The organism is Parashewanella hymeniacidonis (assembly GCF_016900895.1).
GTDB classification, from domain to species: Bacteria; Pseudomonadota; Gammaproteobacteria; order Enterobacterales; family Shewanellaceae; genus Parashewanella; species Parashewanella hymeniacidonis.
Genome location: NZ_JAFEUN010000041.1, coordinates 14,683 through 36,928, shown reverse-complemented (window position 1 = coordinate 36,928; position 22,246 = coordinate 14,683). Strand labels below are relative to the sequence as shown.

Here is a 22,246-nt window from a genome sequence, read left to right as displayed (position 1 = left end):
TCCTTCTGGAAACGCTCACTAAAAACAAATTTGCTTTTGATATTTATCACCAGAGTTGGACTTCCTGCTCTGGCGAGCTCGCTTGTATTTGTGACTTTAGATCATATAGATCTGATCAGTCCCTTATCTGCTTAGTATCTTGGGCAAAAGAAGGGATTATTGCTTTAACAAGTTCTGTATGCCCACATCGCGTTGCTTGTTCAATGAGACTAACTTGGTCTCGGGAGGAAGACTGCCTAGCCAAATGTATAGCTGTAATATATTGTTTATGTTTGAGAGAAAATAAAGCAAGGGAATCAGCTTTGGGCTTACTGAATATAATTCTTGCAGGCTGGAGAGGTCGCTCACCAATTTCTAAAGGCTGCTGAGCATACACTTTTTCTGTAAGTCTTATTACTCGTTTAAATCCTTCGGCTATTACATGCTTTGCTTCATCAATAATAGGTTTTGGGCATGCTTTAACTTCAGTATATTCTTGCTCTGAGTCATTTGTGTTGGTTGGGCTTGTGGTTACGCCTGATGTGGTGTGTTTCTTAGAATCTGCTTCGTAAAGTGTAAAATCTTCATGATCGATTATCCAGTTTTCTAAATTGTGGCTGTCACAACTTGCTGAGAAAATCACTTGATACTGATGTCCATTAAAGTGAATGGAACCACTTAAAATCAGACTGTCATCTACTAAAGGTCTGGACGTGGGCAAATCTACTGTACCACTAAGAGATTTTGAATCTTCATCAAAATCAGAGTTGCCAGGGCATACTGTAGCACTGAGTTGAAAGCTTAACATTGTTTAAGTGAACTCCTGATTACAAGGTAAAACAACGATTGCTGTTACGATGATATGGGCATTTAAATTGTAATTATGACTGCGACTGAGTGAAGAATAAGCGAGACTCATACTGCACAATAATTTTATAAATTATACACTTGTCGCTTGAATGCTTGCTGAATGCTGTTCATTGCCTAAGACCTATTTGTTAGGTGCGATTGCTGCTTGTACGACACGGACTTTTGATAAAATGGTGGCAAACTTGGTGTGGACCAACATTAAGCTTAACCGTCATGTTGTGCCTGAAGAACATTATCGAGTGGAATCGACCATTTTAAGCAAACGCATTTCAAATTCCAGACCTACTCAAGGAATTGTTCAAGCGAAGACTCAGTGCTTTGGTGAAGAGAAAAAGCTTTTATTGTCAAACGATTGGACATTTCTGGTATATACCCATGATACTTGAAGATGCATGTTTCAGGACTTTCTCAGCGCCAATTCTTTGAGGCGCATTAGCGAAGGAATACGGGATTCTTTCGAGCTAATGTAACAAAGAAGAATTGGCGCTGAGAAGTCCACGCAGTGCGAGTTGCACAGCGTGTTACTCTTCGTTGCCAGTGCTAACAATAGTTCACTATTGCCGCACACCGTCGCCTTGATTAACAAGTTGTGCATTCTCGCTGAAATCGAGCATCTTCAGGTATCATGGGTATACAAAAGAAACTTGGGTCCATATCGTGCAGCGGGTTACTAGGAGCCAGAGATAGTTTACGAGGTCTTATGCCTGAACAGTCATTGAGGAAATGATTGCTCAGGCATAGCATTGATTAAATTGCTTCAGTTGCGCGCTTTAGCCAAGCCAGATCTTCATCATTCAAATGAGAAGATAGATTGTCTAAGACCGTTGTATGATAACTGTTCAACCAGCGGATCTCTGCTTCAGTCATCAGCGACTTATCGAGTAAATGATGGTCGATAGGAGCCATGGTCAATGCTTCAAATCTCAGCATTTCACGCTCAGGTTGGAATAGCTTAGTGCACTGAGTAACGTATATGAGGTTTTCTATACGAATACCGAACTCATTGGCACGGTAGTACCCCGGTTCGTTAGAAATGACCATGCCTTCCAGTAGTGGAACAGCATTGCCTTTGGAGGCAACACGCTGTGGTCCTTCATGTACGTTCAAGTAGTGACCAACCCCATGACCTGTACCGTGGTCGAAGTCGAATCCATATTGCCATAAATATTGACGAGCAAGTGTATCTAATTGCTGACCAGATGTACCTTTAGGGAAGCGGGCTTTATCTAATGCTATGTGGCCTTTCAGAACCAAAGTGAACATTTGTTTTTGTTCAGCAGTGACTTTGCCAATGGCAACCGTTCGAGTAATGTCGGTTGTGCCATCAAGGTATTGTGCGCCTGAATCCACCAGATAAATCGAATTCATTGGCATGACAGCAGGCTTACCATTCATATGGTTGTAATGGCACATAGCTGCATTGCCACCAACGGCCGAAATAGTGTCAAAACTTGGCTGTTGATAAAGAGGGTCTAATTTTCTAAAGCTTTCTAATTTATCTGCGAGCTGGCCTTCGTCAAAAAGGTTACCTAAATGAACTTCTTTATCAAGCCAGGCTAAGAATTTAGAAACCGCAACGCCATCACGAATATGGCAAGCCTTCATTCCTGATAATTCAGATTCGTTTTTTTGAGCTTTGATGATGGCGATAGGATCATCCGCTGCAACGAGCTGTGCACTGTTTTTTTCAGCCGTTAGCTGTGTCCAAGCGTTGGCTGTGTTTGGATCGGCCAGTAGCTTTTTACCTTCGAGCAGGGCTAAGTGGTTTTGAAGCTCTGTCTCTGCGTAAAAGGTGACACCTTTACCCACATGCGCTTCGATATTGTCTGGTAACTTATTTAAGTCAACGAATAACTTAACTTTACCTTCGGCATCGATTAATAGCGTTGATAGGACTACAGGCAAACGTGGCACATCGTTACCACGAATGTTGAGTAACCAACAGATAGAGTCTAGCGCTGTGATTAACGCAACATCAGCATGATGTTCAGTAATCTTTTCTGCGATGAGAGTGCGTTTTTCTTGACTGGTTTTTCCTGCTTTTTCATTAGCAAAAATATGAATCGCATCGGTAGGCTTAACTGGGCGTGATTGCCAGCATGCATCGATAGGGTTTTTTGCAACTGACACCAGTTCAATGTTTGCTTTAGCAAGCTCAAGCTCAGCGCTTTTGAACCATTGATAGGTGTGTAATTTAGCATCAACACCAACTTTGCTGCCTGCTTTTAGGTTTTGAATCAACCACTGAACCTGAGGGGTATCAGTTAGACTTTCAAAATCGAAATGTTCAGCATCCACTTGTTGACGAACTTGAACAGTATAACGACCATCGGTAAATATCGCCGCTGTACGTTTTAAAATGATGGCAGCACCGGCTGAACCAGTAAAACCTGTTGTCCATAATAGACGTTCATTGTGTGCAGGAACGTATTCACCTAGATATTCATCCGCTCTAGGTACAATAAAAGCATCAATGCTCTGGTTACGCATCTCAGTGCGGACGGCATACAGACGTTCAGCAATGGCAGTATTCGCAGCCATAGTCTCTCCATCATAAGGTAAGGTAAGTGTTTGGATTATCGCTCTTTGCGAACAATGAATGCAAGTCATCCAAAATCTAAAAAGTGACATTTAGAGTGATTTTGTATACTTTATCCTCACAAGTGTCCAATAGGAGAATAATAATGACAATCGGAGTAGGCGGTTCAACGCCAAAAGTTGAACTGGAAAAACTGCATGATATGACGCAAAAACTGGCGCCAGTTTCATTGAATGAATTCAATCAACGAATTCGTCAGGCGCAAGAGTTAATGCAAGCCAATGGTATTGATGCAGTTTACTTAAACGCCGGTACAAATCTTTATTATTTTACGGGCACTCAATGGTATGCCAGCGAGCGAATGGTCGCTGCATTATTAACCGCTGGTGGGGAGCTAATCTATATCGCTCCTGCATTTGAGCTCGGGACATTAACCGATTATATGTTGGTAAAAGGTCGCGTTGAAACTTGGCATGAGAATGACAGTCCATATCAACTTTGTCATAAGGTACTCGCTGAGTTAGGGTTGGCAGAAGGGACAATTGGAATTGATGAATCTGCCTCATTCTTTTTTTATGATGGTTTAAAGCAAGCAAGCCCACAAATGACCTTTGTTAACGCTAAACCTGTAACGGCGGGTTGTCGTACTCAAAAATCAGAGTCTGAACTCACGATTTTACAGTGTGCTAAAGACATGACGATAGAAGTTCACAAAGCGGCTGCTCGGATCCTTTATCCTGGGATCACAACTCAGGAAGTTGAATCTTTTATCAATCAAGCTCATAAAGCAGTAGGCGCTGCATCTGGGTCCTACTTCTGTATTGTGCTGTTTGGTGAAGATAGTGCATATCCTCATGGTGTTAAAAATCCAAAAAGATTAGAGCTGAATGATATTGTACTCATTGATACTGGCTGTGAGTTGCATGGCTACCACTCTGATATCACTCGTACTTATGTCTTTGGTGAAGCAAGCGCAAGGCAGCGTGAAATATGGCAAGTTGAGAAACAAGCTCAACAAGCTGGATTTGAAGCTGCTCAATTAGGGCGGCCATGTGCTAGCGTTGATAAGGCTGCTCGTGACGTTATTGCTACGGCCGGTTTTGGGCCTGAATATGAACTACCAGGATTACCACATCGCACCGGTCATGGTATTGGTTTAGATATTCATGAATGGCCTTACCTCGTCGCCAGCGATACTACGCCATTAGCTGCAGGCATGTGCTTCAGTAACGAGCCAATGTTGTGTATTCCCGGTGAGTTTGGTGTTCGATTAGAAGACCATTTTTATATGACTGAAAACGGTCCGAGATGGTTTACCGAACCATCGCATTCTATTGATGATCCGTTTGGTTATCAAAAGTAATATAAATGGGAGGAGCTTGCATTGTGAAGTGGAACTGGCTTCTTCTTTCATTAAGCTGTTGAAATAATGATATAAAATCATTAATCAAAATTAATTAGGTTTTATGTGTTTTTTTAGTAGATTAAGAGCATGATCCGTATTTTAGTAAAAACATGGCCGAGTTATCTTCAATTCATTTGAGTTGTGCTTCTCAACAATATTATTTTTCTGAACTTAAAACACGTGATGCTAGTGAAATAAGTCCTCTAACAGCTCCCATATATGAGCAGCTGATTTCTATTGGCGTGACTAATCAAAATCTTCTTAAGCAGGTTTTATCAACTCAGAGGTTTTCCACTTGTAGTGAGCAGTTAGATTTTGCTTTGAGAGTTAATCAAGAGTTAATTGATAAAGGTTCATCATACCGTTTATCAGTTCACATTCTAGATGCCAATGCTAAAAATTTAGACAGGGAGAGTATGAAAGCTTACCCCGGTGATAAAGCCCAGCTTTTCTGGGGAGAGTTGAATGCTACAAAAGATGAATTAGTAGGAGGTGGGGTGGCAATTGGTGAATGGGTTACTGAGCCAGAATGCCATACTTTAGTACAACCAGATCAACCACGTAAGTGTATTATGAGGCTTAATTCTGTGGCATCAGTGGCAGATGATGAGATCAGTTTATCATCTGGAGATATTGATGAATTGGTCAAGCATGATGATTTACTCAGCCAAGCGATCAACCAAATAGTTCCCAATGAAGATAAGCAGCAAGCTATTGTAAGAAAGCTCCTGACTCCTGAGTTGAGTGCAAAAGTATGGAAAGGTGGAGTCAATCCTTTTACTTTTATCGGCTCAACTCCATCACAATATTATGGACAACGTACTGAGGAACTTTCTCCTGTACGTTGTAAATCCGCATTACAACAAAAGCTCGTTTCAAAACAGCGACAAGAGAGTGTTGAAGATGATCCGGAATATTGTAGGCCATCTATTCCTAAAAAAAGCCGGGAAAAAAATGAAGTTCTGGCTGAAGATGAGAGTGCGACTATTGCTAAGAAAGAAGCACTAGATGTTGATATTCAAGATAATTGTAAGACGTTAGTTGAAAAAGATGATAAAAGTCGAGAAATACAACCTATCAAAGAACAATTTGATGAGAAAGCAACTGAATTTATAAGCACTTTTGTAGAGCAGCTACGCCTAGTCGCTGAGGAGACCGAACAAAAGACTGCAAACAACGACTCAATGAGTTTTAAAAGTGCTGTTCCTTCATTTTATGGAGGGATAACAACAGATGATTGTCGTACGTATTCACATATGCATACCAACCAAAATGCTTGGTCCAATTATGTACCTTTACCTGCAATAGCTTCTTCCGAGCGATTATTGGCTCCAAATTTAGAAATGCGAAAAGAATTAAGATTTGTAGCTCTAATAATATACAAGAGTTTTCTTTATGAATTCAAACAGAACCTAAGACAGCTACAGCATTTATCACAACACAATTTGGCTGATTCCAATAAGTTATCTGAAAGACAAATTGTACTGACTGAGCAAATAAAAGCAGTAAGAAAAGGTTTAGTTAAACTGAATGCGGAGTGCGGAGATGGCCTGTTAAATCGAATGTTAGGAAGGAATAATGCTGCATCGGTAAACCGGATAACTTCGTTGCCAACAATGTATTCATATGGAGTTTTTGAGCCTGCAGCTGAAAGTAAAAGGCAGACACAACACTTTCATCATAATGGAAGTGCCTCACAATGGCTTGATAGCAGAAAAACACGAGTTGATAGAGCGGCTACATTACCTTGTGAAACAATAAAGCAGAATGAACAAAGTAGTTTTGAAATACTGACACCATTGCCTGAAAAAGTAGAACCGTTTGAAGTAAGTTGGTTAGATAATGAAAAGGGAGCAAATGCGACAGGTGATGCAAATGATGTCATGCCATTAAGAAGCGCTAGAAAAAGAGCTCCTTTCACTGAACAGTCCGAAGCTTATGAATCATTAGCAAAAAGACATAAGTCATGAAATTGGATTTTAAATTTTCCCTATTCAATTGGAAAATTAAAATAAGTATCAGGGAATGGTTCGTGCTTTTTCGTGAAGTGCCACCATTCCTCTTTTAATGGAATGAAGCCGTGTTTGGTCATTAATGTTCGTAGTAATAGGCGATTGGCTCTTTGCTGCATAGTTATCGTTCGCTCACTTGGCCACGCTTTACGACCAAAATAGTCGAACCCAGTCCCCATATCCAACGCTTCCCCCGTTTTCAGATCAATGATGGTCAAGTCAACTGTGCTGCCTCGACTGTTTCCTGATTTTTTTGCGATATAGCCGAGGGGAAATAAACGGCTCTTTTTTAAATTTGGGTAATGTTTTTTGCTTAGTGATGGTACTTTTTGATTTCGACCAAACAAAGAAAGCATCTACAGCCTGAATCGGGCGGTAAGCATCATACACTTTCAATCCAAGGTTTAAAGGTGTTAAGTCCTGAAACATGCATCTTCAGGTATCATGGGTATATTAGTAAGATAACCGGGAACTTTCTTACCCGTAAAATTATCAGAGCTTAGGCACTTAAGCTCAACTTTTAGCGACGGTATGGTGAGCGAGCAATAGTCAAAGCCCACGGGGAGCTTCGCAACGCTATAAAACGAAATTGAGAGTAGGATGAAAAAAAGCCATTAACGCATTTTTATATTCACCTTTTAGTTATCTGGTCGCTTTGATTTTGAGCGATTTATAAATATATCGCGTCTATTTCATTTGTTGTCCGTAATGCTCTTGTGGAATTAGCAGGGCATTGATAAAGTTAGTGCAAAATATGCAGAATGATGCTCGATTGGCTTAACCATATCGATATTGAATCTAATTTCAAAATGATTTGGTCTGTAAGGCACAAAAGCTTAAGCTTTGGTTAAGCAATTCTTTTTATTACTCTCTAATTTGTTGAGTGACTGCATCTATACTCATTTGCATTGGGATGTGTTTAGCTCAAAGGTATATTCAGAGGGCTAATGACAATCAAGATTGGCAACGCTGGTTGCTCTGTAAAGAGACAGTTTTGAGCAATTATTGGGTTGTTAAAAAAAACCTTAAGGCGAGTTTGAATGCTTGCTAAGTAAACACTAGCTTATGCAAATTGGTATTATTTAACGGACTTTTAATTTTCAGTTTCATCGAGTACAGGCAGGATACATGTTCAAAAAGCTGCGCGGTGTTTTTTCAAACGATCTCTCAATCGACTTGGGAACAGCAAACACATTAATTTACGTTCGAGAGCAAGGCATTATTTTAAACGAACCTTCAGTGGTTGCAATACGTGGTGAGAGAAGCAGTTCTGGCCAAAAAACGGTTGCAGCAGTAGGTACTGAAGCAAAGCAAATGCTTGGTAGAACACCTGGTAACATTCAAGCGATTAGGCCTATGAAAGACGGGGTTATTGCTGATTTCTATGTTACCGAAAAAATGCTTCAACACTTTATTAAGCAAGTACATAACAGCAACAGTTTCTTTAGACCAAGCCCACGAGTGTTAGTGTGTGTACCTGTTGGTGCAACTCAAGTTGAGCGCCGTGCGATTAAAGAATCAGCAATGGGTGCAGGCGCACGTGAAGTGTACTTGATTGAAGAGCCAATGGCGGCAGCAATCGGTGCGGGTTTACCCGTTTCTGAAGCAACAGGCTCTATGGTTGTGGATATCGGTGGCGGTACAACAGAAGTTGCCATCATCTCTTTAAACGGCGTAGTTTATTCTTCTTCAGTACGCATTGGTGGCGATAAGTTTGATGATGCCATCATTAACTATGTACGACGCAATTACGGTAGCTTAATTGGTGAAGCAACAGCTGAACGCATTAAGCATACTATCGGCACGGCTTATCCTGGTGATGAAGTATTAGAGATTGAAGTACGAGGCCGTAATTTAGCGGAAGGTGTACCAAGAAGCTTTACTCTGAATAGCAATGAAATTTTGGAAGCACTTCAAGAGCCTCTATCTGGCATTGTAAGTGCGGTAATGGTTGCACTTGAGCAATCGCCACCAGAATTAGCCTCTGATATTTCTGAGCGTGGTATGGTGCTAACAGGTGGTGGTGCATTACTTCGTGACTTAGACAGATTATTAATGCAAGAAACGGGCATTCCAGTTGTGGTAGCAGAAGATCCACTTACCTGTGTTGCACGTGGTGGCGGTAAAGCCCTTGAAATGATCGATATGCATGGCGGCGATCTGTTCTCTGAAGACAGTTAATACAATTGGATTGTTGGCGGTGTAATGCCGCCTTGCGCTTATGAAGCCTATTTTTGTTCGTGGAATCTCACATCAAACACGACTGCTTATTGCCGTCGTTTTATCGATCATATTGATTGGTTCTAATCATCTGTTAGAGCCTCTTAGAAACTCACTTTCAACCTTATTAACGCCCTTACAGTATCTTGCTAGTGTCCCTGGTAAAGTACTTGATTACTCTGCTGAAAGTATTGCTACACGTGACATGCTGGAAAAGCAAAATAAACAGCTTTTACGGCAGCAGCTGATGATGAGTGAACGGCTGCAACGTTATGAGCATCTGTATCAGGAAAATGAGCGACTTAGAATGTTGCTTAAATCGCCTATACGTATGGATACGCAAAAAAAAGTGGCTGAGGTGATAGAGGTTGCCAATGATCCGTTTCATCAATATGTGGTGCTCAATAATGGCAGTGATGATGGTGTCTTTATCGGTCAACCTGTGATTGATGGACAAGGTGTCGTTGGTCAGGTCGTTCAAGTCGATAAATTTACCAGTAGAGTGCTATTACTGTCTGATACGACTCACGGCATCCCCGTTAGAATTACTCGTAATGATGTACGTTTGATTGCCAATGGTACTGGTGAGCTCGATGTGATTGAGCTTAAACACGTTGCTAAAAGCACAGATGTCCGAGTCGGTGACTTGTTAATTACTTCGGGTTTGGGGCATCGCTTCCCTGAGGGATATCCTGTAGCGCGAGTCACAAAGGTTGAAAAAAATGCTGGGCAAAACTACGCACAAATATTGGCTCAACCCTTAGCAGCATTAGATCGCATTCGGTATGTATTGTTAATCTGGCCGGGTAATAAGACGGTTTCAACTTCTAACAGCATGGAGGAGAAACAATGATATACGATACGGCAACGGGTCGATTTTTTGCTTGGCTAACGTTTCTTGCAGCAATGGTTTTACAGTTGATGCCAATACCTGAAATGGTTGAGCAATGGCGTCCAGATTGGTTATTGCTGGTCATGATTTGTTGGGCACTGCATCGACCACATCGTTATGGCGTACTCACAGCCTTTGTTCTCGGTGTGCTGCTTGATGTTCTTTTGGGAGCGACCCTTGGTATTCGAGCGCTCGCATTCTCAATTTGTATTTATCTAGTGTTGTTTTATCAACAGCGTTTAGTGAATTTTCCAAGATGGCAACAAGCGTTGGTCGTCATGGTGATTATGATCATTTATCACCTCATTGTGTTTTGGGTAGAGTTCATTCTTGGTAACGCCGTTTTTGATTTTTCATTATTCTACCCAGCCATCATTGGCGTGGTTTTTTGGCGTTGGGCTTATTGGGTGATCCGAAGAATTGCCTTGAAGTATAAAGTGAATTGATATGAATTTAGTGTTGGCCTCAACATCTCCGAGGCGTAAAGAGTTGCTAGAACAGTTATTACAACTTGAACCCCAACAAGGTTTTGAATGCGTCGCACCAGATATTGATGAAAGTCAGTATGAGAATGAAGCCGCTGATGTTTTTGTGAAACGTTTGGCTTTAGAGAAAGCTCAAGAAGGACTGCGACAAGTCGCTGGAACCGATGCTGTAGTGCTGGGAGCAGATACCATAGTCGTGCTCGGAGATATTATTTTAGGTAAACCTAATAATATCGAACACGCAATTGAAATTTTATCTCGACTTTCTGGTCAAACTCATAAAGTGATGACTGCGGTCGCATTAGTTTCTGAGCATAAAACATTGGTAGAGTGTATTGAAACACAAGTTAACTTTTCGAATTTGACTCATCAAGATATTGTAGCTTATGTGAATACTAAAGAACCGATGGATAAAGCTGGTGCTTATGGTATCCAAGGCATTGGTGGTACTTTTGTTGAGTCCATTCAAGGTGATTATTTCGCAGTAGTTGGCCTACCGTTGGCTACAACTAAAAAATTATTAACTGCGTTTAAATAGAGCTTAGGCGGTTTACATGAACCAAAGCGAAAGACAAAAAGCAAGCAGTAAAATGGGCTCGGAACTGCTCATTAACGTTACTCCATCTGAAGCCAGGGTGGCTTTAGTTGAGCATGGCTCTTTGCAGGAAGTTCATGTTGAGCGCAGAATGAAACGCGGTTTAGTTGGCAATATATATAAAGGAAAAATCAGCCGAGTATTACCAGGCATGCAAGCTGCATTTGTTGATATCGGTTTAGATAAAGCTGCGTTTCTTCACGCATCGGATATTGTACCCCATACCGAATGCGTCGGTGAAAATGAAAAGGGTAACTTCGTCGTTCGCGATATTGCTGAATTAGTTAAGCAAGGGCAGTACATCATGGTGCAAGTGGTTAAAGATCCACTGGGTACCAAAGGAGCACGTTTAACGACAGATATTACTTTACCTTCTCGTTATTTAGTCTTTATGCCCGGTGCTAGCCACGTTGGCGTTTCTCAGCGTATTGATGAGAGTGAGCGTGATCGCTTGAAATCCATTGCTGAACCATTTGTTGATGAAGATGGTGGTTTTATTATTCGCACTGCCGCTGAAGGCGTGGGCGAAGATGAAATAGAACAAGATGCAGCATTTTTAAGGCGAGTTTGGGGCAAAGTAATCGAACGTCGCCGTCGCAAAGGGGCATGCTTATTGTACCAAGATTTGCCATTGCAAGTTCGCATTGTGCGGGATTTTGCGGGGGCTGATCTTGATAGAGTACAAGTCGATTCGCAAACAACATTTGAGGAACTCACACAGTTTGCTGATGAGTTTATGCCTGAAATCGCCAACAAAATAGAGCATTTCACTGGACCTTCACCAATTTTTGAATTGTACGATATTGAGAATGAAATTCAGCGCGCCTTAGAGCGAAAAGTTGATCTAAAGTCTGGGGGGTATTTGATCATCGATCAAACGGAAGCCATGACAACGATTGATATCAATACTGGCGCATTTGTTGGCCATAGAAACCTCGAAGAGACAATTTTTAATACCAATTTAGAAGCAACAAAAGCGATTGCTCATCAGCTTAGGTTGAGAAATTTAGGTGGCATCATCATCATCGATTTTATTGATATGCTTAATGATGATCATAAAAACCGTGTTTTACATAGCCTCAATAAAGCACTCGAAAATGACAGAGTTAAAACGGGGGTGAGCGACTTTTCTGGCTTAGGCTTAGTGGAAATGACCCGTAAACGTACACGTGAAAGCTTAGAACACGTGTTATGTGAAGAATGTCCTGTTTGTCATGGCGTAGGCAGTATGAAGACGGTGGAAACCGTTTCTTATGAACTTTTCCGTGAAGTGATTCGTTTAAATCGCGCTTATAGTGCAGATGAATTTATCATTTATTGTTCTCCTGCGGTACATAAAAGTCTGTTAGGTGATGAAAGCCATTTAGTTGCAGAGCTTGAAGTGTACGTCGACAAACGTATTCGTATTCAAGTTGAGCCGATGTATGCGCAAAATAAATATGATGTGGTGATGATCTAGTGAAAAAATACCTGACCACAAATTATCTTACATTTTCTGTCATCCACCTTAGGCGCTCTACTGCGTTGCAACTTTGGTTGCATAGCTACGGCTATGCGCTCTTCGTTGCGCCTTATGTAGCACTCAATTTGACGGACATAAGTTTGAAAAAACTCATGGTCAGGTACTTATGACTTTCAGCTTTTCAAAACTAGGACGGTTTTGCTGGAAGTTACTAGCGATATTTTTAGTGTTGTTTGCATTAGCAGTAAGTTTGATTCGTGGCCTATTGCCACATTTAGACAGTGTTCGCCAAGAGCTCATCAGCTTTGTTGGTGCAGAGTATCAAATTAAAGCACAGGTGGGTGAAATCTCTGCTCATTGGCAAGCCTATGGCCCTGTTGTTACCGTAGATAATTTAGTCTTACCAGAGCAAAAATATTTACCGATTGCGATAGATTTGAAGCAGGTGGAATTTAAACTCGACTTTTGGCAGACCTTACTGGCACTATCGCCACAAATTGAAAATGTGATTGTTGATGGTGTTAACGTTGAACTTGATCTAGATAAACTCACTCAATCTAGCGATCAAATTGAAGTGGCAAATGTTGCTTCTGTAAGTAATGAGCCTGAAAGTTTAGATTGGCTCTATGGCCTGCTACTTGAGCAACTTAATCAATATTCATTGTCAAACATTCAAGTCAAAATCTTGAGTCAGAAACATGATTTTCGCCCCATCCATTTGCAAGATTTTCATTGGCGGAATCAAGGTGAGTTGCATCAAGGACAAGGGCAATTATTACTCGATAGTTCGAAAGCAGCGAATGAATATTTACAGTTAAAGTTTCGCTTTACTGGAGATGGTTATGAGCCTATCACGGTAAAAGGTCATGCTTATTTGGCTGCCAATTCCTTAGATATCGGCCAGTGGAGTGCTCGTCATAAGGCGATGAACAAAGATGTTAATGCTCCTCACATGCAAGGTGTGGTGAATTTACAAGCCTGGGCAGACTTTTCTTTGAGAAAATGGCAATCTGCATTAGTGAGCTTTTCTCCAAGCTGGCTCCAATGGGACTTAGATAACCATGAGCAAAAGTTTGAAATTAACAAAGGCTTGCTGGCATGGAAACATGATGAGTCGAGCCGATGGCATGTCCGTAGCCAAGATTTTGAACTTGTGAGTAATGGTAAACCGTGGACAGATTTTTATCTTGATGCGGATTACCAGTTTGGCCATTTTACTTCACACTTATCGGCGATTGATGTGGCCGCTCTTGAACCATTGTTGCCTCTTTACCCATTATTAGACGAACATACACTGAGTCAATGGCATTCTTTATCACCGCAAGGCCAAGTTGGTCCTATTAGCTTAAAATACTCTGCGGAAAAGGGGCTTGATATTAAGTCGAACATTAAGCAGTTATCCTGGAGTGCTTTTAAAGGTATTCCAGGCAGCAGCTCAATGAATGCCGATATCGAGCTTCATGGCTCTGAGTTAATAGCAAAATTACCCAGCCAGAGTTATCAAGTTGATTTTGGTGGCATGTTTTTAAAACCGTTATCGTTCAATGGTCAGCCGATAAATGCCAGTTTCAATTTTGATTCTTTACAGTTAAAAATCCCTGAATTGAATTTTAGTAATTCAGATATTGCCCTCAATGCCAAAGCGTTACTCGATTTTAAAATGCAAACCAGTATGTCGCTGGCAGCATCCGTTAATATAAAAAACGTCAGTAAAGCGCATCTATATTTCCCTGTTGAGGCGATGGGACACGACTTAAGTGATTATTTAGCGTCGGCGCTAAAATCAGGAAAAGTGCCTCGAGCCAATGTAGTTTGGAATGGTAATTTCAGTGATTTTCCTTACGCAAACCATGAAGGGATTTTCCAAGCAGGATTTAATTTAAAAGCAGGTAAATTTCGTTTTCAACCAAACTGGCCAGCAATAACCCAGCTCGATTTGAGGGCTTTATTTCAAAATGAACGCATGGACCTATGGGTGAATAAAGGTAAGCTGGTACATGTTAATGCGGACGGTGCACACGTATTCATTCCTACTTTAGATGAAAAGGCTGAGCTGGGTGTTCAGGCTGAGCTTGATACGAAAGGAGAGGATGCAACAGAAGTATTGCAGTCTTCAGCGCTGTCTGATTCTGTTGGTGAAGTGCTTAAAGTTGTCCAAGTAAATGGGCCGATAAAAGGTACTTTAGATCTTAACATTCCACTTTATGAAGGTGGAAATGAAAGCATTCGTGGTCAGGTCGAACTCAATAATAATCCTGTTTATGTATCAAAACCTGGGATTGAGTTAGCTAAGGTAACCGGGAAAGTCCGATTTCATAATGATGTGGTTGAAGGTGATAATGTCACGGCCAAATTATTTGAACAACCTTTGCAGTTTTCATTTGATACTGGGCCAATGCAGTCAGGTACTAAGTTGGTAGTCAACTTAGATGGGCAGTGGGATTTAGATAAACTGCCAGTAACATTAAATAATCCAATGCAAGAATATTATAGTGGTAATGCCGATTGGAAAGGTAAGTTAAAGGTTTTATTCAATGATTCTGGTTACAGCTTACAAGCCAATGTTCACTCTGATTTGTTGGGCGCACAACTTGATTTGCCTGATCACTTCCTAAAGCAAAAAGATGAGCGGCGTCTGTTTCAGGCTGAATTTGTCAGTAATAATAACAATACGACATTGGGCTTTAAGTTAGGTAAGCAGTTTGAATTTTGGGGGCAGTTAGATCCCAAAACTGGCGATAAGCTTAAGTCCTACGATTTAATGATTGGTCGTTTGTTTAAGCCGGGTGATCGTTTAATGACGAGCGATGGTCATTTATATATGGATGTGGGACAAACAAATCTCAATGATTGGTTGCCGATTTTGGATAGCTTTGCTACATCAGCAAAAGGCAATCAGCAAGTCGCAGGCCAAAGAAATAGTGAAGCGTCGAGAGATGGTTTTTTCCCTCCTTTAAACCAGTTAGTCGTTAAAGCTGATGAACTGAAGGTTTTTGGACAACCCTTAAAGCAACTCTCCATGACTGGGCGAAAAATCTATAATACTTGGCAACTTAATGCTGACTCGGATGAATTCAAAGGCCAAGTTGATTTTTATCCTGACTGGGAACAACAAGGCATTAAGATAACGGCAGAGAAGCTGCATTTATTTGCTGATGATGAGTTAGATAAACTTGATGGTTCTGTTGAACCTGAAAATCCAAACGTGATTCCAGCCATTGATATTAAAATGAATTCAGAAGTCTTGGATGTGATACCACCTATTGCACTTACGGCATCTGATTTTTCATTTATGGGGTATAAACTTGGTAGCATCGATTTTCGAGGGCGAAGAGTCGGTCAAGATTATCAAGTTGAAAATCTAATCCTGACAACACCTGCCACCAAAGTTACCAGTACCGGTACATGGTTTGCGAAAGACAACAGTCATACTGATGCAACACAAATGCATTTCAGGATTCATGCAAACAAGTTTGATGATTTGGCTAAGCAGTTTAATGTTGACCCTGGTATTCGAGATTCTGAGTTAAATGGCGACTTTAAACTCAGGTGGCAAGGTGCACCGTATGACTTTCATGCGAGTCGACTTAATGGTGATGTTCACTTTCAATTGAACAAAGGTCATTTATCCGAAGTCAGTGACAAAGGAGCGCGAATTTTCTCTTTGTTTAGTTTAGACTCGTTGTTACGTAAATTATCTTTTGATTTCTCAGACGTGTTTGGTAAAGGACTTTATTACAATACGTTTAAAGGCGATTTAAGAATAGACGATGGTGTCGTAAAAACGACGAATACCAATATGGATGCGGTAGCAGGCACAATGAAAGTGCGTGGTTACACAGACTTAATGCACCAAAGTTTAAATTACGACATTCGTTTTTCACCTAAGTTAGCTTCGAGTGTTCCGACAGTGGTCTTGCTCAGTACCAGTGCTTGGACGTTAGGCATTGGTGCCTTTGCGCTGACTAAGGTTCTTGAACCTGTGATTGAGGTGATCTCAGAAATTCGCTTTAGACTGACAGGAACGATGAACAAGCCAAAACTGGAAGAACTGGAACGTAAGAGCAAAGAAATAGAAATTCCAGAAGCCGTTTTGAAGAAAGCTTATCCGGAAGCCTTAAAGAAAAAACAAGAAGATGAAGCAAAAAAACAGACTAAGTTAGAGGGCGTAAAAACGAATAGTTTGGATGCCGATAACTTAAATCATCAGTCTGAAAAGAGAGAACCCAAAGCTATTCCAAAAGAAAATGTATCCTCGAACAGTACTCCTTTGGAAGAGAGTCAGCAACAGAACATCAGTTATCTGAGAGGGTATCGTTATGCAGATCAGCCTATTGCAATGCCAAAGCAGCAAAGATGTGCAAGAAAATCTGAGTTTTATTCGCTCGCAGCTTGAGCAATTACCTCGAATCAAAGGTGAACCTCAGCTCGTAGTCTTGCCTGAATGTGTCTTATTATTTGGTGGACACGAAAGCATGCAGCTGGCTGCTTTATGTGATGGGCCTGAAAACCCGTTAAAGCGAGCGTTGGCTGATATCGCTAGAAAATATGATGTTTATTTAATTGCAGGCTCCATTCCTGAAAAAGCACTTCACAATCGAGTATACAGTCGTTGTTACTTTTTCAGTAATCAAGGGGAAGTGCTTGGCAGCTATGACAAAATTCATTTGTTTGATGTCGATGTTGCCGACGGAACAAAAACTTACCGTGAGAGTGATACTTTTTGTCCAGGTGAAAGAGTTACTGTAGTTGAGACACCTTTTGGTAAAATAGGACTCGCAATTTGTTATGATTTACGCTTTCCTGAACTGTTCCAAGCATTACGTGCAAAAGGTGCTGAGTTCATTGCGTTGCCATCTGCTTTTACCAAAGTGACTGGTAAAGTGCACTGGCAAATATTATTGCAGGCAAGAGCCATTGAAACTCAGAGCTATATTTTAGCGGCTGCACAGTGGGGACAACATGCTTCTGGTCGAAGAGAAACTTGGGGGCAAAGTATGATCGTTGATCCTTGGGGAGAGATTGTCGCTCAAAGACAAGATGGAACAGGCTGGATACAAGCTACGCCTGATATGGCACAATTAGAATTAGTAAGGCAGCAAATGCCAATCACGACTCAAAAACGTTTTGAGTCACCTACACTAAAGTAAATAATTCGATCGTTTAAGATCATAAAAAGAGAACTGAATTTGATGTTAACCCAAGTGGGCAAAAGTTTACTCGGTGATCAACTGAGTCTAGATGGTTTAGACCATTACCTAAAATTGATTCATCAGCACAACATTGATTTTGCTGATCTGTATTTTCAAGGCAGTCGTCATGAGTCATGGGTACTGGAAGATGGCATTATCAAAGAAGGCAGCTTTCACATTGAAAGCGGTGTAGGCGTTAGAGCCATTGCTGGTGAGAAAACGGGTTTTGCTTATTCCGACGATATTACTGCTGATGCACTGGAATCTGCAGCACTAGCTGCTCGTGGTATTGCTGCTGGTGGAGAAACACAAGTTCAGGCAGCCAAAGCGAACAAAGTTAAGTCACTTTATACCGCAGATGATCCAATTGCGGCTATGGCCGAAACGCCCAAAATCGAATTACTCAAGCAAGCTGATGCGTACATTCGCAGTCTTGATAGCCGTATTTCACAAGTTGTAGTGAGCCTGTCTGGTGTTCATGAAGAAGTACTGGTCACTGCTACTGATGGAACATTGAGTGCCGATATTCGTCCACTTGTTCGTTTTAATTGCAGTGTGATTCTTGAAGAAAATGGTAAACGTGAGCGCGGTGGTTCTGGTGGTGGTGGACGTCATGATTACAGGGTATTGATGGCTACAGACGATGACGGTTTACCAATGTGCTTCCAGTTTGCAAGAGAAGCCGTTCGTCAAGCACAAGTGAACATTAATGCCATAGATGCTCCTGCTGGTGAAATGACCGTTGTACTAGGCAGTGGTTGGCCAGGCGTGTTATTACATGAAGCAGTAGGTCATGGTTTAGAAGGTGACTTTAACCGTAAAGGCTCAAGTGCATTTAGCGGCCGTGTTGGTGAGCAAGTTGCTTCTAGTCTTGTGAATGTCATTGATGATGGCACCATGGAACATCGCCGTGGTTCATTATCCATTGATGATGAAGGTACACCAACACAGCAAACGACGTTGATTGAAGACGGTATCCTTAAAGGTTATATGCAAGATAAGCTTAACGCTCGCCTAATGGGAGAAAAATCGACGGGTAATGGTCGTCGTGAGTCTTATGCTCACTTACCAATGCCACGGATGACAAATACCTACATGAAAGCTGGTGAGTCAGATCCACAGGACATTATTAAGTCCGTTGAAAGCGGTATTTACGCACCAAACTTTGGTGGCGGACAAGTGGACATTACTTCGGGTAAATTTGTATTTTCCGCTTCTGAAGCTTACCTGATTGAAAAAGGCGAAATTACCCAAGCGGTTAAAGGTGCAACATTAATTGGTAATGGCCCAGAGGCAATGAGCCAAATCAGTATGGTTGGAAATGACTTAACGCTTGATAAAGGCGTTGGCGTTTGTGGTAAAGATGGTCAAAGTGTCCCTGTGGGCGTTGGTCAGCCTACGCTGAAGCTAGATCGTTTAACCGTCGGCGGCACAGCTTAAACCTTCATTTTTCTATTTTTCAAATTTATGTTGGTGCTTCTAATAGGATTTTTCTAGAAGTATCAACATTTCTTCTAGCTTAAACATTGTTCACATACGATGAGAATCACCCCATAAATCTCTATTATTTGTTTATTGTTCTTATTTAAGTTGCTAATAAGTATTATTAATCGTTCCCATATTAACTTACTGTTTGTTTTGAGTGAGGTTTCATGGCTAAAGTCAAAACTGGTTTAAATTCGATTTCTGATTTCAATAAGGGGTTATTGCATGCAATAAGTGCTGATATCACACAAAATTTTGTAGGTAGCGTAATTTTTACTGCAAAGGACGGAAAACTAGTTGAATTTCAATTGAAGTTCGTGAATTGGCGAATTGACCAAATCGATTGTTTTAGTAACAGTGAAGAATTTGATAGAGAATTCTCAACAAAAAAAGTAAAGAAATTAATCATTAAATCCTTAGATGATCTCGCTAAGGAGAAAAGAGGTACAAGAGATAAAGGCATTTTATCTAAATTCCGTATCAGTCCACCGAGAATAAACCACCGACCTGCCAGCTATGATAAGGACATTTTTGAAGATGATTTAGTTATAGTTGATTTTGTAGGAAACGAGAGTGATGGAGTATCACACAGTGGTAGCGACACATCTTCACAAGCACAAGTTTCCAGATACAGCTCAACAGCTGAGTTCCCTTCTGAAAGTTCTGTAGATGCTTTTCATGCTCAAACCAATACTCAAGCTCGGAATGATAGCTCTAGCTTACTTTTGTCCAATAGTAGCATTCCTTCTTCAATATCAAGTTGCAGCTTTTCAAGAAAGAGCTCTATTTCTTCATGTGTGCCAAAGATAGATTCGACACAATCATTGCCTGTGAACTTATGTTCAAATACAACTAAAGTGAGAGCAGGCAAACGTGAATGCTTAATGTCGTTAAGTATTTATGAAAGTGTATCTTCAAGTTCATCAGAGCTTTCCACTGGAGAGTTCCATAAACGAAAATTTGATAATGTAAAAAACAGAAAGCCACTTGACGAAGCTTTTTCCAAAGCAAAACGTTACGAACATGAATTACAACAACTTAATGTTGAATTACCAGTACTGGAGTCAGATTGCTCTGATCTTGAAGTGTTAAATTGGATCGTTTCGTTACTTGAACTTGCTGAGAAAAACTTAACAATTTCAGGTGATAACTCTAAATCTCTGGCGGTTTGTTTTTCTGCGCTAGCTTGTACTTACGAACACACGGCTGAAACAACGGAAGCGCCAGCAAAAATGCAGCTCTTGGCAGTTGAAAGCTGGCAAAAAGCATCCCTGTTGGGATGCAGAAGAAGCAAGACGCTTTTAAAGCAAAAAGTTGATGAACTTATATCGGATGCACTAACAAGTGTGATCGGAAATGCCGATGGTTCTTATGATTATAAAGGTTGTAGTTATTGGTTAAACGTCGCTCTGGTTTTATCTGGTTATAGAGATAGTGAATCAAAAGATGATTTGAAATATTCAAAAATAATTAGTTTAAAAAATAATTATTCACACAAGCAATTGGAAATGGCACAAGAGTATGAAAGTACAGAACAAAAATTAATTTGGTACTTAATTTGTTCAATTGAAAATGCTGAAAATGGTGGTGAGCGATTTTTTGTCAACCAAGCTTATTGGCTTATTGGACAGTTTATAACTGAGAATTATTCAGTAGAAGAGTTTTTAGAGTATTCTGTTTTGGGTTGTCAATTGATGTTACTTGCTAAGAAAGAAGGGCTTAAACAAGACGCAGCATACTTGGAAAAAACATATCATGCAGTATTAGAATGTTGCGTAGAGAGAGCAGAACAATCCTATAATTTATCTCAAAGAGCGATTTGGCTTGAGCACGTCGTTGAATTATGTGAGTTTGATAAATATACCCAAAAATTAACTAGGGTAAATAAAGATGCGAAAGCACTTTCCAACCAGCTTATTGAAGTTAATGGAGAGCAAATTTTACTTAGGGTGCCTGAATTTGTTGTCAATGAAAAGCAGCTATTCTATTGGTACTTGCTACACCCAACAAAAGTGGAACCTTATATAGAAGCCGATGAAAGTCAGGTTAAGGTAGCGATACAAAAAGAAATCGTGAAATTATCTCTATCTCAGTTGAGCTCAGCTCACGATCCTCATAATGTCCATATGGTGATTTTAAAACATTTATGTAAAGTTGATGTAAATAAAGACCGAGAATGGCAGAAGATGCTTCTTTGTGAGAGTTTGGAATTGATAGAAAGAAGCATTGCATATTCTGATATCGATAATACAGCCAGATGGGATTGTTTAATACGCACGCATACAATTGCTAAAATGTTGTCTGAACAGCACATAGAGGGCCTTGCAAGTTATGTGACTGGAGAGGAACAACGAGTACTGATATCTCTAAAGAGAGAACTAAATAAGCGCTATAACTTTACTCTACCTGATGTAAATTTTGATCATTGCTCTAAACTACAGGGACTTCTTTGGGGAGTAAATGCATTTCACCGTCTTTCTAAGGGTGATAGTTATAATGAAACAAAGAATTTAGATTATATATATCAATGCCTTGCAAAGTACTTGTTCCGACTGCAAGCTGATGTTCCAGAAATGGAAACGTACGGATGCTTATTTGCACTCAGAGGCGGCAAGAGTGAAGGAAAAGATCTTGTATATGAACATTTAGATCCAGTGATACTCTCGTTGAAGAAAAAGTATTCAGAAAGCACAAGTATTCAAGAACAGTGGCTTTGGTCTAAAAGGTTACTCGATTTAGCGTTAATTAAAGCATATGACAGAACTGAAAAAAGCTTTAAATTAGAATTTGATGCATTAAAGCTGTTTTGTAAATATCAACTTCAAATGTTCGAGAGTTCGAATGAAGAAAGGCTGGGAAATCTTTATTTTGAGCTCGCTAGTGGTCTGCTGAAAGACCACTTAAATAAACGTGAAAGTAAAATGAAGGTTGCCAGAGATTTGATGCAAAGAAGACTCGAGTCAGAAACGATGAGTCATAGTGAAATTGAAAAAGAATTATGTGAATTCGATAAGGAAGTAATACAAGGTACAGCAGACTTAGAAACCCTTCTATCAACTTGTGAGTCAAAAATCAGATCGAAGGCATCTATCTTTAGATTTAAATAGCTA

15 protein-coding genes are annotated in these 22,246 nt (G+C 40.4%); 12 read left to right on the top strand and 3 right to left on the bottom strand.

The window, feature by feature from the left end; translation table 11 throughout:
• Positions 1 to 115: 115 nt before the first annotated feature.
• Positions 116 to 787, bottom strand: coding sequence for a hypothetical protein (locus JQC92_RS10085; RefSeq protein ID WP_204999545.1), 672 nt, complete (start codon positions 785 to 787; stop codon positions 116 to 118).
• A 151-nt stretch (positions 788 to 938) separates the two neighbouring features.
• Between JQC92_RS10085 and JQC92_RS10080 the strand changes: the two genes are divergently transcribed.
• Entirely contained in the window at positions 939 to 1,235 is a 297-nt protein-coding gene (locus JQC92_RS10080) for a hotdog family protein (protein WP_204999544.1), read from the top strand.
• 361 nt (positions 1,236 to 1,596) lie between these two features.
• Here the strand turns inward: JQC92_RS10080 and JQC92_RS10075 are convergent, their stop codons facing one another.
• Positions 1,597 to 3,390 (bottom strand): aminopeptidase P family protein, encoded by a 1,794-nt coding sequence (locus tag JQC92_RS10075; protein ID WP_204999543.1) that lies wholly within the window; start codon positions 3,388 to 3,390, stop codon positions 1,597 to 1,599.
• Between the two features lie 143 nt (positions 3,391 to 3,533).
• Between JQC92_RS10075 and JQC92_RS10070 the strand changes: the two genes are divergently transcribed.
• Both JQC92_RS10070 and JQC92_RS10065 read left to right on the top strand, forming a co-directional pair.
• Positions 3,534 to 4,751 (top strand): M24 family metallopeptidase, encoded by a 1,218-nt coding sequence (locus tag JQC92_RS10070; protein WP_204999542.1) that lies wholly within the window; start codon positions 3,534 to 3,536, stop codon positions 4,749 to 4,751.
• 152 nt (positions 4,752 to 4,903) lie between these two features.
• Entirely contained in the window at positions 4,904 to 6,763 is a 1,860-nt protein-coding gene (locus JQC92_RS10065) for a hypothetical protein (RefSeq protein ID WP_204999541.1), read from the top strand.
• A 20-nt stretch (positions 6,764 to 6,783) separates the two neighbouring features.
• On the opposite strand, the gene JQC92_RS10060 is transcribed toward JQC92_RS10065, so the two are convergent.
• The gene (locus tag JQC92_RS10060; protein ID WP_204999540.1) at positions 6,784 to 7,161 is read right to left on the bottom strand and encodes a M15 family metallopeptidase; all 378 of its coding nucleotides are present in this window, start codon (positions 7,159 to 7,161) and stop codon (positions 6,784 to 6,786) included.
• A 772-nt stretch (positions 7,162 to 7,933) separates the two neighbouring features.
• Here JQC92_RS10060 and JQC92_RS10055 point away from each other — a divergent pair.
• The 9 genes from JQC92_RS10055 (at position 7,934) to JQC92_RS10015 (ending at position 22,243) form a co-directional block, all read left to right on the top strand.
• Positions 7,934 to 8,986 (top strand): rod shape-determining protein, encoded by a 1,053-nt coding sequence (locus JQC92_RS10055; RefSeq protein WP_204999539.1) that lies wholly within the window; start codon positions 7,934 to 7,936, stop codon positions 8,984 to 8,986.
• Between the two features lie 40 nt (positions 8,987 to 9,026).
• Positions 9,027 to 9,878: a rod shape-determining protein MreC gene (mreC, locus tag JQC92_RS10050; protein WP_204999538.1), complete on the top strand. Its 852-nt coding sequence runs from the start codon at positions 9,027 to 9,029 to the stop codon at positions 9,876 to 9,878.
• Positions 9,875 to 10,363, top strand: a complete 489-nt coding sequence (gene mreD / locus JQC92_RS10045; protein ID WP_204999537.1) for a rod shape-determining protein MreD — start codon at positions 9,875 to 9,877, stop codon at positions 10,361 to 10,363. The genes mreC and mreD overlap by 4 nt, the downstream gene beginning before the upstream one ends.
• A 1-nt stretch (position 10,364) precedes the next feature.
• Positions 10,365 to 10,940: a Maf family protein gene (locus JQC92_RS10040; protein WP_204999536.1), complete on the top strand. Its 576-nt coding sequence runs from the start codon at positions 10,365 to 10,367 to the stop codon at positions 10,938 to 10,940.
• A gap of 52 nt (positions 10,941 to 10,992) precedes the next feature.
• Positions 10,993 to 12,456, top strand: a complete 1,464-nt coding sequence (gene rng / locus JQC92_RS10035; RefSeq protein WP_204999546.1) for a ribonuclease G — start codon at positions 10,993 to 10,995, stop codon at positions 12,454 to 12,456.
• Between the two features lie 169 nt (positions 12,457 to 12,625).
• On the top strand, positions 12,626 to 16,855 hold the full coding sequence (locus JQC92_RS10030; protein WP_204999535.1) for a YhdP family protein: 4,230 nt from the start codon (positions 12,626 to 12,628) through the stop codon (positions 16,853 to 16,855).
• On the top strand, positions 16,779 to 17,609 hold the full coding sequence (locus JQC92_RS10025) for a carbon-nitrogen hydrolase family protein (protein ID WP_204999534.1): 831 nt from the start codon (positions 16,779 to 16,781) through the stop codon (positions 17,607 to 17,609). Before JQC92_RS10030 ends, JQC92_RS10025 begins: the two co-directional genes overlap by 77 nt.
• A gap of 42 nt (positions 17,610 to 17,651) precedes the next feature.
• Positions 17,652 to 19,091, top strand: a complete 1,440-nt coding sequence (gene tldD, locus JQC92_RS10020; protein ID WP_204999533.1) for a metalloprotease TldD — start codon at positions 17,652 to 17,654, stop codon at positions 19,089 to 19,091.
• 212 nt (positions 19,092 to 19,303) lie between these two features.
• Positions 19,304 to 22,243, top strand: coding sequence for a hypothetical protein (locus tag JQC92_RS10015; RefSeq protein WP_204999532.1), 2,940 nt, complete (start codon positions 19,304 to 19,306; stop codon positions 22,241 to 22,243).
• Positions 22,244 to 22,246: the final 3 nt, after the last annotated feature.

Coding starts and splice junctions, on each gene's coding strand:
- JQC92_RS10030 (WP_204999535.1), top strand. CDS start 12,626: ATGACTTTCAGCTTTTCAAAACTAGGACGGTTTTGCTGGAAGTTACTA.
- JQC92_RS10065 (WP_204999541.1), top strand. CDS start 4,904: ATGGCCGAGTTATCTTCAATTCATTTGAGTTGTGCTTCTCAACAATAT.
- JQC92_RS10080 (WP_204999544.1), top strand. CDS start 939: ATGCTTGCTGAATGCTGTTCATTGCCTAAGACCTATTTGTTAGGTGCG.
- mreC (WP_204999538.1), top strand. CDS start 9,027: ATGAAGCCTATTTTTGTTCGTGGAATCTCACATCAAACACGACTGCTT.
- JQC92_RS10040 (WP_204999536.1), top strand. CDS start 10,365: ATGAATTTAGTGTTGGCCTCAACATCTCCGAGGCGTAAAGAGTTGCTA.
- JQC92_RS10055 (WP_204999539.1), top strand. CDS start 7,934: ATGTTCAAAAAGCTGCGCGGTGTTTTTTCAAACGATCTCTCAATCGAC.
- JQC92_RS10015 (WP_204999532.1), top strand. CDS start 19,304: ATGGCTAAAGTCAAAACTGGTTTAAATTCGATTTCTGATTTCAATAAG.
- rng (WP_204999546.1), top strand. CDS start 10,993: ATGGGCTCGGAACTGCTCATTAACGTTACTCCATCTGAAGCCAGGGTG.
- mreD (WP_204999537.1), top strand. CDS start 9,875: ATGATATACGATACGGCAACGGGTCGATTTTTTGCTTGGCTAACGTTT.
- JQC92_RS10025 (WP_204999534.1), top strand. CDS start 16,779: ATGCAGATCAGCCTATTGCAATGCCAAAGCAGCAAAGATGTGCAAGAA.
- JQC92_RS10075 (WP_204999543.1), bottom strand. CDS start 3,390: ATGGCTGCGAATACTGCCATTGCTGAACGTCTGTATGCCGTCCGCACT.
- JQC92_RS10070 (WP_204999542.1), top strand. CDS start 3,534: ATGACAATCGGAGTAGGCGGTTCAACGCCAAAAGTTGAACTGGAAAAA.
- JQC92_RS10085 (WP_204999545.1), bottom strand. CDS start 787: ATGTTAAGCTTTCAACTCAGTGCTACAGTATGCCCTGGCAACTCTGAT.
- tldD (WP_204999533.1), top strand. CDS start 17,652: ATGTTAACCCAAGTGGGCAAAAGTTTACTCGGTGATCAACTGAGTCTA.
- JQC92_RS10060 (WP_204999540.1), bottom strand. CDS start 7,161: ATGCTTTCTTTGTTTGGTCGAAATCAAAAAGTACCATCACTAAGCAAA.